This window comes from Halomonas campaniensis, assembly GCF_002211105.1.
Taxonomy (GTDB): domain Bacteria; phylum Pseudomonadota; class Gammaproteobacteria; order Pseudomonadales; family Halomonadaceae; genus Vreelandella; species Vreelandella campaniensis_A.
This window is the reverse complement of sequence record NZ_JPUA01000043.1, coordinates 17,123-29,903: the sequence shown is the minus strand read 5'-3', so window position 1 is coordinate 29,903 and position 12,781 is coordinate 17,123. Positions and strand designations below refer to the sequence as shown.

The 12,781-nt window shown below is 58.0% G+C and carries 11 protein-coding genes; all 11 read left to right on the top strand.

All coding sequences use genetic code 11. From position 1 onward, the window contains the following. The first annotated feature begins 142 nt into the window (after nt 1-142). Nucleotides 143-1,654, top strand: coding sequence for a sugar ABC transporter ATP-binding protein (locus tag JI62_RS19630; RefSeq protein WP_088701792.1), 1,512 nt, complete (start codon nt 143-145; stop codon nt 1,652-1,654). Beyond that, a complete protein-coding gene (locus tag JI62_RS19625; RefSeq protein ID WP_240513309.1) occupies nt 1,647-2,672 on the top strand; it encodes an ABC transporter permease in 1,026 nt (341 codons plus the stop codon). Before JI62_RS19630 ends, JI62_RS19625 begins: the two co-directional genes overlap by 8 nt. Nucleotides 2,673-2,766: 94 nt before the next feature. Next, entirely contained in the window at nt 2,767-3,732 is a 966-nt protein-coding gene (locus tag JI62_RS19620; protein ID WP_088701790.1) for an ABC transporter substrate-binding protein, read from the top strand. Between the two features lie 100 nt (nt 3,733-3,832). After that, nucleotides 3,833-4,885 (top strand): sugar phosphate isomerase/epimerase family protein, encoded by a 1,053-nt coding sequence (locus tag JI62_RS19615; RefSeq protein WP_088701789.1) that lies wholly within the window; start codon nt 3,833-3,835, stop codon nt 4,883-4,885. A gap of 46 nt (nt 4,886-4,931) precedes the next feature. Beyond that, a complete protein-coding gene (locus JI62_RS19610; protein WP_088701788.1) occupies nt 4,932-6,095 on the top strand; it encodes a Gfo/Idh/MocA family protein in 1,164 nt (387 codons plus the stop codon). Between the two features lie 40 nt (nt 6,096-6,135). After that, a complete protein-coding gene (locus tag JI62_RS19605; RefSeq protein WP_088701787.1) occupies nt 6,136-6,906 on the top strand; it encodes an SDR family NAD(P)-dependent oxidoreductase in 771 nt (256 codons plus the stop codon). A 35-nt stretch (nt 6,907-6,941) separates the two neighbouring features. Continuing rightward, nucleotides 6,942-8,231, top strand: a complete 1,290-nt coding sequence (locus tag JI62_RS19600) for an ABC transporter substrate-binding protein (protein WP_088701786.1) — start codon at nt 6,942-6,944, stop codon at nt 8,229-8,231. Nucleotides 8,232-8,297: 66 nt separating this feature from the next. Next, nucleotides 8,298-9,230, top strand: coding sequence for a carbohydrate ABC transporter permease (locus JI62_RS19595; RefSeq protein ID WP_088701785.1), 933 nt, complete (start codon nt 8,298-8,300; stop codon nt 9,228-9,230). Further along, nucleotides 9,227-10,054, top strand: coding sequence for a carbohydrate ABC transporter permease (locus JI62_RS19590; RefSeq protein WP_008959441.1), 828 nt, complete (start codon nt 9,227-9,229; stop codon nt 10,052-10,054). Before JI62_RS19595 ends, JI62_RS19590 begins: the two co-directional genes overlap by 4 nt. 13 nt (nt 10,055-10,067) lie before the next feature. Continuing rightward, nucleotides 10,068-11,684 carry a glycoside hydrolase family 43 protein gene (locus tag JI62_RS19585; RefSeq protein WP_088701784.1) on the top strand — a complete coding sequence of 539 codons (1,617 nt, stop codon included), beginning with the start codon at nt 10,068-10,070 and terminating at the stop codon, nt 11,682-11,684. A 4-nt stretch (nt 11,685-11,688) separates the two neighbouring features. Next, nucleotides 11,689-12,744 carry an ABC transporter ATP-binding protein gene (locus JI62_RS19580; RefSeq protein WP_088701783.1) on the top strand — a complete coding sequence of 352 codons (1,056 nt, stop codon included), beginning with the start codon at nt 11,689-11,691 and terminating at the stop codon, nt 12,742-12,744. Nucleotides 12,745-12,781: the final 37 nt, after the last annotated feature.

Genomic DNA, 12,781 nt, shown 5'->3' with positions numbered 1-12,781 from the left:
CGTTTACGCGATTGTCAAAATACGACCTAAGTTGCATATGCAAGTATTTATTTTAGCGCCTAAAGTAAATCAAGCATCATCCTAACGCAATCGATGCTGATAAGCCCCAACACAATAACAACAGACATTATCAGGTGGCCCCATGCTGTTATCAGCGCGCAAACTCTGCCGCTCCTTTGGTGATAACCAAGTGTTATTCGACGTTGATCTCGATCTGAAGGCGGGGGAAGTACACGCCCTGCTGGGTGAGAACGGCGCCGGTAAATCGACCTTAGTAAAAATCCTAGCTGGGTATCTTCGTCCTACTTCGGGCGAAGTGTTAGTAGACGGCCAAAATAAGCAATACCGCTCCAGCGGAGAAGCAGAGGCCGACGGGGTGGTCATGATCCACCAGGAGCTAGCGCTGGCGGAGCAGCTCAGCGTGGAGGAGAACATTTTTCTGGGCCGCGAGCTGCGGCGGGGGCTGTTTCTGGATCGGCGTGCCATGCGGGAACGCAGCCGGGCAGCGCTGGCGGAGCTTGAAACCCACGTGGATCCTCGCGCTCGGGTGAAGGATTTGAGCACCTCTGACCAGCAGATGGTAGAAATCGCCAAGGCCATCACACGCGACGTGCGCGTGCTGATTATGGATGAACCTACTGCCACCCTGACCGAAAACGAAGTGAAGGTGCTGTTCTCACTCATTGACCGTTTGCGCCAGCGGGGCGTGGCAGTTCTGTATATCTCCCACAAACTGCGTGAAATTGAGCAGATTGCCGACCGCGTGACGGTATTGCGAGACGGCTATCTGGTCGATAGCGGCCCCATGACCGGGCGCAGCAAAGAGGAGCTGGCGCGGCTGATGGTGGGGCGTGAGATTACTGAGATGTACCCATCGCGTACCCAGCTGGCTGAGAATGCGCCGGCGGTACTGGAAGCGCGGGACTTCGTGGTACCCGGTGCCGTGAAGCAGGCCAGCTTTACCTTACGGCGGGGAGAAGTGTTGGGATTTGGCGGCATTGTGGGCGCCGGACGCACCGCGCTGATCGAAGCGGTGCTGGGCCTACGCGGTAAAAGCGCAGGCCAAGTACTGCGCAACGGCCAGCCGGTGGAGCTGCGCCACCTGCGTGATGCGGTGCATCAGCAGATTGCCTATTTGACGGAGGATCGTAAAGGCAAAGGCCTGGTGCTCAATATGGATCTGCGCTCTAACGTTACCCTGCTCAATTTACGCGCTCACTGTCACCCGCTGATTGACCGCCGCCGTGAAGAGCAGGCCTTTCAACAGGCCATCCAGCGCTTTGATATCCGCCTGCGAACGGCGGCGCGCACAGCGGCGGAGCTCTCCGGCGGTAACCAGCAGAAGCTGCTGCTCGCCAAGGTAATGTCCATCGACCCCGAAATCGTGATTATCAACGAGCCAACCCGGGGCATTGATGTGGGCACCAAGCACCAGATCTATCACTTTATCCATGAACTGACCGAAGCAGGCTGCTCGGTGATCTTGATCTCTTCAGAGATGGGCGAGCTGATTGGGCTTTCCCACCGGGTAGCGGTGATGTGCGCAGGTGTACTCACCGGGGTACTTGAAGGCGAGCAGATTAATGAGCACGAAATCATGCAGTACGCATCCGGTATTAAGGGAGTAGGGGTCGATGAGCAGCGTTATGGCTAATAACAAAACAACGAATAAAGCAGCTAACCCAAACACTCAGAAAAAGGGCTTCTCCATAGACCTTAAAACCTGGGGGCCTTTCGTCGCGCTGCTTGCCCTGGCTCTGCTGGGTGTGTTGATCAACCCTGCTTTTCTGGGACTGGATAATCTCTCGAACATGCTCACCCGCAGTGCCTTTATCGGCATTATCGCCATCGGCGCCACCTTTGTGATTACCGCGGGTGGGTTGGATCTCTCGGTCGGGGCGATGGCCGCTTTTATTGCCGGGGTGATGATCATTCTGATGAACAGCCTCGTCGAGCAGTTTGGCGCGGGGCTGACAACCGTGCTGTTGGGCGTGGGCGCCTCGCTGCTGCTGGGGCTGTGCGCGGGCTTTATCAACGGCATGGTGACGACCAAAGGCAAGATTGAGGCGTTTATCGTCACCCTCGGCACCATGGGGATCTACCGCTCACTGGTGACGTACCTCGCCGATGGCGGCACCCTCACCCTGGACTGGGCAGTGCGTGATATCTACCGCCCGGTCTATTACGGCAGCTTTCTAGGCATCACCATTCCGGTATGGGTGTTTCTGTTTGTCGCCATTGTTGGCTACATCCTGCTCAACTACACCCGCTTCGGGCGCTACTGCTTTGCCATCGGCTCCAATGAAAAAGTTGCCGAATATAGCGCCATTCACGTGGACCGTATCAAGACCATGACCTACATGCTGCAGGGCGTGTGCGTGGCGTTGGCGACGATTATCTATGTGCCTCGGCTGGGCTCTGCTTCAGGGGCTACCGGGGTGCTCTGGGAGTTAGAGGCAATTGCCGCGGTAATCATCGGCGGCACCATGCTCAAGGGCGGCCATGGTCGCATCTGGGGCACGGTGGTAGGCGCCATCATGCTCACCATGATCGGCAATATTCTCAACTTGACCGATGCCATTTCCAACTATCTCAACGGTACGGTGCAGGGGATCATCATCATTGTGGCGGTCTATCTGCAGCGTGCGTCGTGGAGAAAAGCAGCACCTTAAAGCATTGAAAAACATAAAAAACAGAGAAACGTCCGCAGCATCAATCCTTAGCAGCTCGCAACATAACAAGTACAAACACGAAAGGAGCAACACTATGCGAACCATCAAAACAGCCGTGGCGGCCTGCGTCACTACCGCAGCACTCACTTCAACCATCGGGCTTTCCGGTGCAGCCGTTGCCCAGGAAGTCACCATCGGTGTATCCATTCCTGCCGCCACCCACGGCTGGACGGGCGGGGTCAATTACCACGCTGAAGAGGCCAAAAAACGCCTTGAGGCACTCTATCCCGATATTGAGATCACCATCTCCACCGCGGGCACGGCAGGCGAGCAGGCCAATGATCTGGAAGACCTGGTATCGCTACGCAATATCGACGCGCTGGTGGTGCTGCCGTTTGAATCTGGCCCGTTAACTGACCCGGTGCGGCGCGTTAAAGAGTCGGGGGTCTTTGTGACGGTGGTGGATCGTGGCCTGACCGAAGAGGGTATCGAAGATCTCTACGTGGCAGGCAACAACCATGAGTTAGGCCGCGTGTCCGGCGAGTACATCCGTGAGCGTCTGGATGGCGAAGGCGATATTGTGGTGCTGCGCGGCATCCCTACCGTGATCGACGATGAGCGGGTGCAAGGCTTCCAAGAGGCCATCGAAGGCTCCGAGGTCAACATCCTCGATATGCAGCACGCTAACTGGAACCGCGACGATGGCTTTGAAGTGATGCAGGACTACCTGTCGCGCTTCGACAACATCGACGCTGTATGGGCCCAGGATGACGACATCGCCCTCGGCGTCATCGAGGCCGTGCGCCAAGCGGATCGTGAAGATGAGCTGTTTATCGTCGGCGGCGCGGGCATGAAGGACATCATCAAGCGGGTCATGGACGGTGATGAGCTGGTGCCCGTAGACGTGCTCTATCCGCCCGCCATGATCGCCACCGCCATGGATCTGACCGTGCAGCACTTTGTCTCTAATGGCCCGGTGCTGGGCGAGTACATTCTGGGCTCCCCGCTGATCACCCAAGAGAACGCCGAACAGTACTACTTCCCCGATTCTCCGTTCTGATCGCGTATTGATTGCGTAGTGATTAATAGGCGCGGGTAAAAGCATCACTCCTTCCCGCGCCGACCCAAGCACTTCATCCAAACGATATTGAGAGAGTCCTATGAACACAATCAAAGGGCCAGCGCTCTTTCTCGCCCAATTTGCCGGTGACGAAGCACCGTTTAACACTCTTGATAGCATCGCTGCCTGGGCGGCGGGGCTGGGGTATCAGGGTGTGCAGATTCCCAGTTGGGATGCGCGCATGATCGATCTAAAACGCGCCGCCGAGAGCCGTACTTACTGTGATGAGATCAAAGGCACCCTGGCCGAGCACGGCTTATCGCTCACCGAGCTTTCTACCCACTTGCAGGGCCAACTGGTTGCTGTGCACCCCGCTTATGATGAGATGTTCGATGGCTTTGCAGCACCGGAAGTGCGCGGTAACCCCAAAGCACGCCAAGCGTGGGCCGTTGAGCAGCTAATGTTGGCTGCCAAGGCATCGCAAAACCTGGGACTCACCGACCACGGCACCTTCTCCGGATCCCTGGCGTGGCCCTTTATCTACCCTTGGCCCCAGCGCCCTGCGGGCTTGATCGACACTGCCTTTGACGAGCTGGCCAAACGCTGGCGCCCCATTCTGGACGCCTTTGACGAGGCGGGGGTAAACCTCTGCTACGAAATCCATCCCGGCGAGGATCTCCACGACGGCATCACCTTCGAGATGTTCCTTGAGCGGGTCGGCAATCACCCCCGCTGCCACATTCTTTATGACCCCAGCCACCTGATTCTGCAGCAGCTCGACTACCGCGGCTTTCTGGATGTGTACCGCGACCACATCCAGATGTTCCACGTTAAGGACGCCGAGTTTAACCCCAGCCCCAAACAGGGCGTTTATTCGGGCTATCAGTCGTGGACGGAGCGTGCTGGCCGCTTCCGCTCGCTTGGCGATGGCCAAATCGACTTTAAGTCGATCTTCTCCTGGATGGCGGCCAACGACTACCACGGCTGGGCGGTACTGGAGTGGGAGTGCTGCCTGAAACACCCGGAAGTCGGTGCCCGTGAAGGCGCGACCTTTATCCGCGACCACATTATTGAAGTCACCGAGCGGGCATTTGATGACTTCGCCGACGGTGGCTCTGATGAGGCCGCCAATCGACGCATTCTGGGTCTTTAACGATTTAAGGCTCAACTAATTTCACGCAAGGGGAGGGCATTACGATATGAGCACTCAACACGACACCCCGCGTCGGCTCCGCCTGGGTATGGTCGGCGGCGGCCAGGGCGCGTTTATTGGCGGGGTGCACCGCATCGCCGCCCGGCTGGATGACCATTTTGAGCTGGTGGCCGGTGCCTTTGCCTCTGACCCAGAGCGGAGCCGAGCCGCTGCAGCGGAGCTACACGTCGCCGAAGATCGCGCCTACCCCGACTACCAAACCATGGCTGAGGCGGAGTGCAAGCGCCCGGATGCCATCGACGTGGTCGCCATCGTGACCCCCAATCATGTGCACTTCGACGTGGCGCGCACCTTTCTTGAGGCGGGCTTTCATGTCATCTGCGATAAGCCAATGACGATCACCCTGGAAGAGGCGCAAACCCTCGCTGAGCTGGTGGAACGGACGGGACTATTCTTCGGCTTAACCCATAACTACTCGGGCTACTCGCTGGTTCGCCAGGCGCGGGAAATGGTCGCCAGCGGCGAGCTTGGCGAGCTGCGCGTGGTGCAGGTGGAGTACCCGCAGGATTGGCTCTCCACCCGCCTGGAAGAGAGTGGTGTGAAACAGGCCGAGTGGCGCACCGACCCCAAACGCAGCGGCCCGGCGGGTTGCTTGGGCGATATTGGCACCCACGCCTACCACCTGGCGCGCTATGTCACTGGTCTGGAGCTGAAATCCCTCGCCGCCGATATGCACACCTTTGTGGAGGGCCGCGCGCTGGATGACAACGTGCATATGCTACTGCGCTTTAAGGGCGGTGCCCGGGGCATGCTGTGGTCGAGCCAGGTCGCGCCGGGAAACGAAAACGGTCTACAGCTTCGCGTTTATGGAAGCAAAGGTGGCCTTACTTGGCGCCAGGAAACCCCTAACCAGTTACTGCACTCACCGCTAGGAGAGCCCACGCGCATCTTAACTCGCAATGGCCCAGGTTTAGGTGAAGCTGCGATGGCAGCAGCGCGCATCCCCGCGGGACATCCAGAAGGCTATCTCGAAGCCTTTGCCCAGCTCTATCGTGATTTCGCAGTGCAAATTCGTTCCCACCAGAAGGGCGGAAACGTTGATGCGCTGGCCGCGCTCACGCCGGGTGTGGCTGACGGCGTTGACGGCCTGAGGTTTATCACCCGCGCGCTGGCCTCGTCCGCCGCCGGTGGGCAGTGGGTGGATGTCTAGAACACGCTAAAACACGCAAAAGAGAGAGGTGGTAAATCCTATGAATCAGCACTCAGCGCGCTATACCAGCCTAGAGCAGCGTGTGGTCTTTATTACCGGCGGTGGCAGCGGCATTGGTGCCGCGCTTACCCGTGCCTTTCATCATCAGGGCGCGCGGGTGGTGTTTGTCGACATCAACGATGCTGCCAGCCAAGCGCTGGTCGATGAGCTTCGCGCCGAGACTGGCGAGGCACCTTGTTATCACCACTGCGACATTCGTGATGTGGCCAGCCTACAGCAGGTCATCGCCGAGACCGGCCGGGAGTTCGGGCCGATTCATACCCTGGTCAACAATGCCGCCAACGACGACCGCCACGACTGGCGGGAGGTGGATGTGGCCTATTGGGATGAACGTATGTCGCTCAACCTGCGGCCGATGTTTTTTGCCGCCCAGGCGGCGGCTGAACAGATGATTGAAGCGGGCGGGGGATCGATTATCAATTTTGGCTCGGTCAGCGTGCAGATGGCGCTGGGTGGACTACCCGCTTATGTCACCGCCAAAGCGGCGGCCCACGGCCTGACGCGCAGCCTGGCCCGGGAGCTGGGCGAGCACAACATCCGCGTTAATACCTTGGTGCCCGGTTCGGTGATAACCGAACGCCAGCTCGAAAAGTGGATTAGTCCCGAGGATGAAGTCGCTATTCAACAGCGCCAGTGCCTCAAGATGCGCCTGGAAGCCGAACATATAGCCCCCGCCGTGCTTTTTTTAGCCAGTTCTGAAAGCCAGGCGATTACCGGCCAGGAGCTGGCGGTAGATGCCGGCTGGGCCTGAGTTCAATAACGTTAAAACATTATTAGGAGAGTTTTATGCAGGTATCTAACAACTACAACGTGCCCTGTTCACGCCCTCGTCACTTAGCGCTAGCCGTTGCCGTTGTTGCTGCTTTGGGATCCGTCGCTGCGGCAGCCGATACCACGGTGACGGTGTTAAGGGTTGAGAGCAGCAGCGCTGAAAAACGCTACTACGATGAGGTGGTCGCCGAGTTTGAGGCGCAACACCCCGATATTAACGTTGAGTTCGAGTACCTTGCCAACGAGGCCTACAAAACGCGCCTGCCCACCATGCTGCAGTCCAGCCAGCGCCCGGATATCTATTACACCTGGGGCGGCGAAGGGCTGCGCGATCAGGTGGACGCGGGGTTTGTCCGCGACTTGACCGAGCCGATGCGCGATGGCTGGCAGGATATCTACCCCGCGTCAGCGGTGCGCGCCTTTACCCTTGATGATCGTGTCTATGGCGCGCCGCTCTACGCCACAGTGGTGGGTATCTGGGCGAACACCGCGCTAACGGAGCAGGCAGGGGTCGATGTAGATGCGATCAAGACCTGGGAGGATTTTGAAAACGCCGTGGTGGCACTGCGGGAAGAGAGCATAACGCCGCTGGTGGTCGGTGGGCAGGATGGCTGGCCGCTGCACTTCTATTGGGGCTCCTTAGTCACTCGCCTAGCCGGTGGTGAGGGCATCGAAGCGGCCAAAAGTGGTGACAACGGCGGCTTTAACGGCGAGCCCTTTGTACGCGCCGGTGAAATGCTGCAGGCGCTGGTCGAGCTTGACCCTTTTCAGTCCGGCTTTATGGCCACTTCCTACGAGCGTGCCAGCGGCATGTTTGGCGATGGCGAGGCTGCCTTTCACGTGATGGGTGACTGGGACTACCTCCCTTCCAAACAGCGCTCGGTGAGCGGAGAGGGTGTTCCGGATGACGACTTGCGGTTTATTCCTTTCCCAGAGGTCGATGGTGGTGAGGGCAACGCGCAAAGTTTTGGCGGCATGAACGGTTTTGCGGTCACCCGCGACGCCCCCGACGAAGCGGTAGAGTTCCTGCGCTTTCTACTCAATGCAGAGAATCAGCGTAAAGCGGCGGCGACGGGGATCTTTGTGCCGGTCGCTGAGGGCTCCGCCGAAGCGCTTGAAACACCCTATGCCCGCCGCGTCGCAGAGATTCTTGATGAGTCCGAGTTCCATCAGGTGTTCCTGGATCAAGCGCTGGGCACCTCTGTCGGCGCGACGATTAACGATATCAGCAGTGACTTGGCCCAAGGCGTAATCACGCCGGAAGAGGCCGCCGCTCAAGTCGAAGAAGCCTGGCAGTTTAGATGATCTCCCCGCTAAAAGAGCACGCGCGTTTTCGCTCGTGCTCCCCCATGTCCTGTCTCGGAGTTTGCCATGACCACGCTTGACCGAACCGCCGTGCCGCGGAGAGGGAATGCCGACCGGGTGAAGAAAGGCTTGGTGAGCGGTAAGTTCACCGCGCTGCTGATTCTGCTACCACCGGCGTTAATTCTGTTTTCGCTCTTCGTCATTCTGCCGCTCGCGGATGCTGTTTATTACAGCGGCTTTTCCTGGAATGGCTATGGCGCGCCCAGTGACTTTGTCGGCGCGCAAAATTATCAGCGTCTGCTGGATCACTCGGTGTTTCATACTGCGCTGTGGAATACCGCCAAATTGATCCTGGTCTCGCTACTGATCCAGATGCCCCTGGCGCTGGGGCTGGCGCTGTTGGTGTACCGTAAAACACCTACCAACACCCTGTTTAGGCTGGTGTTTTTCCTGCCCTATATCCTGGCGGAAGTGGCTGCCGGGCTTATCTGGAGCTTTGTTTTTGACGGTGACTACGGCATTACCAGCTCGCTGCTGCATGCCATGGGGCAGGAGTCGGTGTATGTGTTGGCCGATCACCAATGGGCGTTCCCCGCGATTATGACCGTGATCGTTTGGAAGTACTTTGGCTTCCATATGATGATCTATATTGCCGCTCTGCAGAGCGTGCCCAAGGATCTTGTCGAGGCCGCCAAGCTGGAAGGGGCGAAACCCAGGCAGGTTGCTCTCTTTGTGCAAATCCCGCTGATTAAGCACGCCCTCGTCGTCAGTGGTTTCTTTGCCATTATCGGCTCGCTGCAGATTTTCGACATTATTATCCCGATGACCAACGGTGGTCCCTCCAACTCGACCCACACCATCGTTACCTACCTCTACAGCTTCGGCCTCTCACGGCTCAATATTGGCTTCGGTAGCGCCGCTGCGGTGGTGCTGTTTGTGCTCGCTATCGGGATCGCCTTCTTCTACCAACGCACCACGGCTAAGGGGAGTAAGGCATGAAAAGTATCACTACCCGAAACACCCTGCGCGTGATCATCCTGATTGTGGTGGCAAGTGTTGTTATTGGCCCGCTACTGGCGGCGTTCTTCGGTGGCTTTAAGGGTAATTCTGAGCTGCGCACCAATCCGCTGTGGCTGCCCGACAGTTGGGATGCAGGCAATTACATCGGCATTCTGCTGGATGGCAACTTCTGGCGCTATTTGGGTAACTCTTTTTTCATCTCGTTAATGACGGTGTTCTTAACCCTGGTGGTGGGGGCCGCAGCGGCTTATGTGTTTTCACAGATCCGCTTCTTCGGCGCCAAGATGATCCTTTCCTACCTGCTGCTGGGGCTGATGTTTCCCTTCGCGGCGGCCATTTTGCCGCTGTTTATCAAGGTGCGCGATTTGGGCCTGCTGGATACCTACTGGGCGGTGATTCTGCCCCAGACGGCGTTTGGTTTGTCGCTGGCGATTCTGCTGTTTAAGGCCTTCTTCGACCAACTGCCCAAAGAGCTGTTTGAAGCAGCCTATGTGGATGGGTGCAGCTATTTGCGCTTCTTCTGGTCGTTCACGCTGCCGCTCTCGACCCCCATTCTGGCCACCGTGGGCGTGTTTGTGTTTGTGCAGAGCTGGAATAACTTTCTGCTGCCGCTGGTGGTGTTAAACGACCGCTCTATCTACACCTGGCCGCTGGGCATGATGCAGTTCCAAGGGGAGTACCTGACCCAATGGAACATGATTCTGGCCTTCGTGACCTTGACCATCATTCCGGCGGTTATCTTCTTTCTCGCCGCCCAGAAATACATCGTGGCTGGCCTGACCGGCGGCTCCGTTAAAGGATAAAGGAGGATCCCTAATGGACGATGTTATTTACAATCCGATTCTGGCCGGGTTCAACCCCGACCCCTCAATTTGCCGGGTAGGCGACGACTACTATCTGGCCACTTCAACCTTTGAGTGGTATCCCGGCGTTCAGATTCACCACTCCCGCGACCTGGCTAACTGGGAGCTGATCACACGGCCATTGAGCCGGGCCAGCCAGTTGGATATGCGCGGCAACCCAGACTCCTGCGGCATCTGGGCGCCCTGTTTGAGCTACGCCGACGGCCTGTTTTGGCTGGTCTACACCGATATGAAGCGTTACGAGGGTAACTTTAAGGATGGCCATAACTACCTGGTCACTGCCCCGCATATTGAGGGTCCCTGGAGCGATCCGGTCTATCTCAATTCGAGCGGCTTTGACCCTTCGCTGTTTCATGACAGCGATGGCCGCAAGTGGCTGATCAACCTGCAGTGGGATTACCGCCAGCGGGAAGGGCGGGATCGTTTCGGCGGCATTGTGCTGCAAGAGTATGATGTGGAACAGCGCCGCTTAGTCGGTGACATCTCCACTATTTTCACCGGTACCGAACTGAAACTGACCGAAGGGCCGCATCTCTATCGGCGTAATGGCTGGTACTACCTGATCGTCGCCGAGGGTGGCACGGGTTACCAGCATGCGGTGACCATGGCGCGCGCTAAAACGCTAACGGGCCCTTACGAGGTACACCCTCAAAATCCTCTCCTAACGACTAGCCATGACCCCGATAACCCACTCCAGCGGGCGGGCCATGGGGATCTGGTCGATAGCCCTGAAGGTGACACTTACTTGGTACATTTATGTGGCCGCCCCTTGCCGGGAACCCGGCTTTCACCGCTGGGGCGCGAGACCGCTATTCAGCGCGTGGAGTGGGGGGCTGATGGTTGGCTACGGCTCGCCGATGGGGGCAATATCCCGGCGTTAACGGTTGCCGTCAGCGGGGTAACGCAAAAGCCCCCTGTGCTGGAGGAGCACTATGATTTTGCAATAGACTCGCTGCCCGCTGCGTTTCAGTGGCTGCGCACCCCCTACCCTGAACGACTCTTTTCGCTCACCGAGCGGCCCGGCTACTTGCGCCTATTTGGCCGTGAGTCGGTAGGCTCCTGGTTTGAGCAGGCCTTAGTCGCGCGCCGTCAGGACAGCCTCTACTGCAGTGCCGAAACGACGCTTGCCTTTGAGCCTGAGGATATTCAGCAGTTCGCCGGTCTGATTGCCTACTACAACCGCTTCAAATTCCACTACCTGGCGGTGACCCTGAATGACGCTGGCGACAAGGTGCTTAGCGTTATCAGTTGCCTGGATGCTTGGCCTAACGGGAATCTGGATATCGCTGAGGTGAGTGTGCGGCTTGTCCCAGGCGCCACGCTTCGCCTAGGGCTGGATATTCACGCCAGGGAGCTGCGCTTCCGCTATGCCCAGGGTAGCGATGAGTGGCAGCCGGTCGGCCCCACGCTAGACGCAGGCCTGCTCTCCGACGAAGGCAGCGGCCGCGCCCACGGCTACTTTACCGGCACCTTTTTAGGCATGGCCGCCCACGACATCAGTGGACGTGGCACCCCTGCCGATTTCCAGGCGTTTTACTATCGCCGCGCCCCGGTTTCAGAGACGAGATAAGCTCATGGCTGAAGTAACACTACGCGACATCGAAAAGACGTTTCATGGCAAAAGCACGGTCATACCCGATTTAAATCTGCATATTGAAGATGGCTCTTTTACCGTACTGGTTGGGCCTTCTGGCTGTGGAAAATCCACCTTGCTGCGCATGATTGCGGGCCTGGAAACCGTGACCCAGGGCACTATCACTATCGGCGGGCAAGATGTTACCACCGCCGAACCGAGTGACCGGGACATTGCCATGGTTTTTCAGTCCTACGCGCTTTATCCGCACATGACCGTTGCTCGTAATATCGACTTTGGTATGCGGCTGGCCAAGGTACCCACAAAAGAGCGCGAAGCCAAAGTGGCTGAGGCCGCCCGGTTGCTGAATCTTGAGGAGCTGCTGGAGCGTAAACCTGCGGAGCTCTCAGGCGGGCAGCGACAGCGCGTGGCAATAGGGCGCGCCATTGTGCGTAGCCCCGGCGTGTTTTTGTTTGATGAGCCACTCTCCAACCTGGATGCCTCACTGCGTAACCGTATGCGGGTCGAGCTGGCCGAACTGCATCAGCGGCTCGAAACCACCATGGTGTATGTCACGCACGATCAGGTCGAGGCGATGACGCTGGCTGACTGCATTGTGGTGATGAATGCCGGGCAGATTGAGCAAATGGGTAAGCCCATGGCGCTCTACCAACGCCCGGAAACGCTGTTTGTCGCTGGCTTTATTGGCTCACCGAAAATGAACTTGATCGAGGGGCCCTTAGCGGCGGCCTATGGTGCCACCACTCTAGGCATCCGGCCCGAGCATCTAGAGGTAAGTCGTGAACAGGGCGAGTGGAAAGGCCGTGTGCGGTTCATCGAGAAGCTTGGCGCTGACGCCTTCGCCTATGTGGACAGCGAGCAGTCCGGCCCGCTCACCGTGCGTCTCTCCGGCGATGTCGAACTGAGTCATGGTGACACGCTGTTTATTACTCCCCAACAGGCTCAGCTCCATGCTTTCGATGCCGATGGACAGCGGCTGCCTGATGACGTGGTACGGCAACGTTCACACAGTCGCGAGAGCACCCTATTCAACTAATAAGCCTTAATTTTTCCCACCATCAATAGGCACAAAA

Excerpts from the sequence above, each read along its gene's own strand:
- JI62_RS19605 (WP_088701787.1), top strand. The coding sequence starts at position 6,136 with ATGAATCAGCACTCAGCGCGCTATACCAGCCTAGAGCAGCGTGTGGTC.
- JI62_RS19590 (WP_008959441.1), top strand. The coding sequence starts at position 9,227 with ATGAAAAGTATCACTACCCGAAACACCCTGCGCGTGATCATCCTGATT.
- JI62_RS19620 (WP_088701790.1), top strand. The coding sequence starts at position 2,767 with ATGCGAACCATCAAAACAGCCGTGGCGGCCTGCGTCACTACCGCAGCA.
- JI62_RS19585 (WP_088701784.1), top strand. The coding sequence starts at position 10,068 with ATGGACGATGTTATTTACAATCCGATTCTGGCCGGGTTCAACCCCGAC.
- JI62_RS19615 (WP_088701789.1), top strand. The coding sequence starts at position 3,833 with ATGAACACAATCAAAGGGCCAGCGCTCTTTCTCGCCCAATTTGCCGGT.
- JI62_RS19580 (WP_088701783.1), top strand. The coding sequence starts at position 11,689 with ATGGCTGAAGTAACACTACGCGACATCGAAAAGACGTTTCATGGCAAA.
- JI62_RS19630 (WP_088701792.1), top strand. The coding sequence starts at position 143 with ATGCTGTTATCAGCGCGCAAACTCTGCCGCTCCTTTGGTGATAACCAA.
- JI62_RS19610 (WP_088701788.1), top strand. The coding sequence starts at position 4,932 with ATGAGCACTCAACACGACACCCCGCGTCGGCTCCGCCTGGGTATGGTC.
- JI62_RS19600 (WP_088701786.1), top strand. The coding sequence starts at position 6,942 with ATGCAGGTATCTAACAACTACAACGTGCCCTGTTCACGCCCTCGTCAC.
- JI62_RS19625 (WP_240513309.1), top strand. The coding sequence starts at position 1,647 with ATGGCTAATAACAAAACAACGAATAAAGCAGCTAACCCAAACACTCAG.
- JI62_RS19595 (WP_088701785.1), top strand. The coding sequence starts at position 8,298 with ATGACCACGCTTGACCGAACCGCCGTGCCGCGGAGAGGGAATGCCGAC.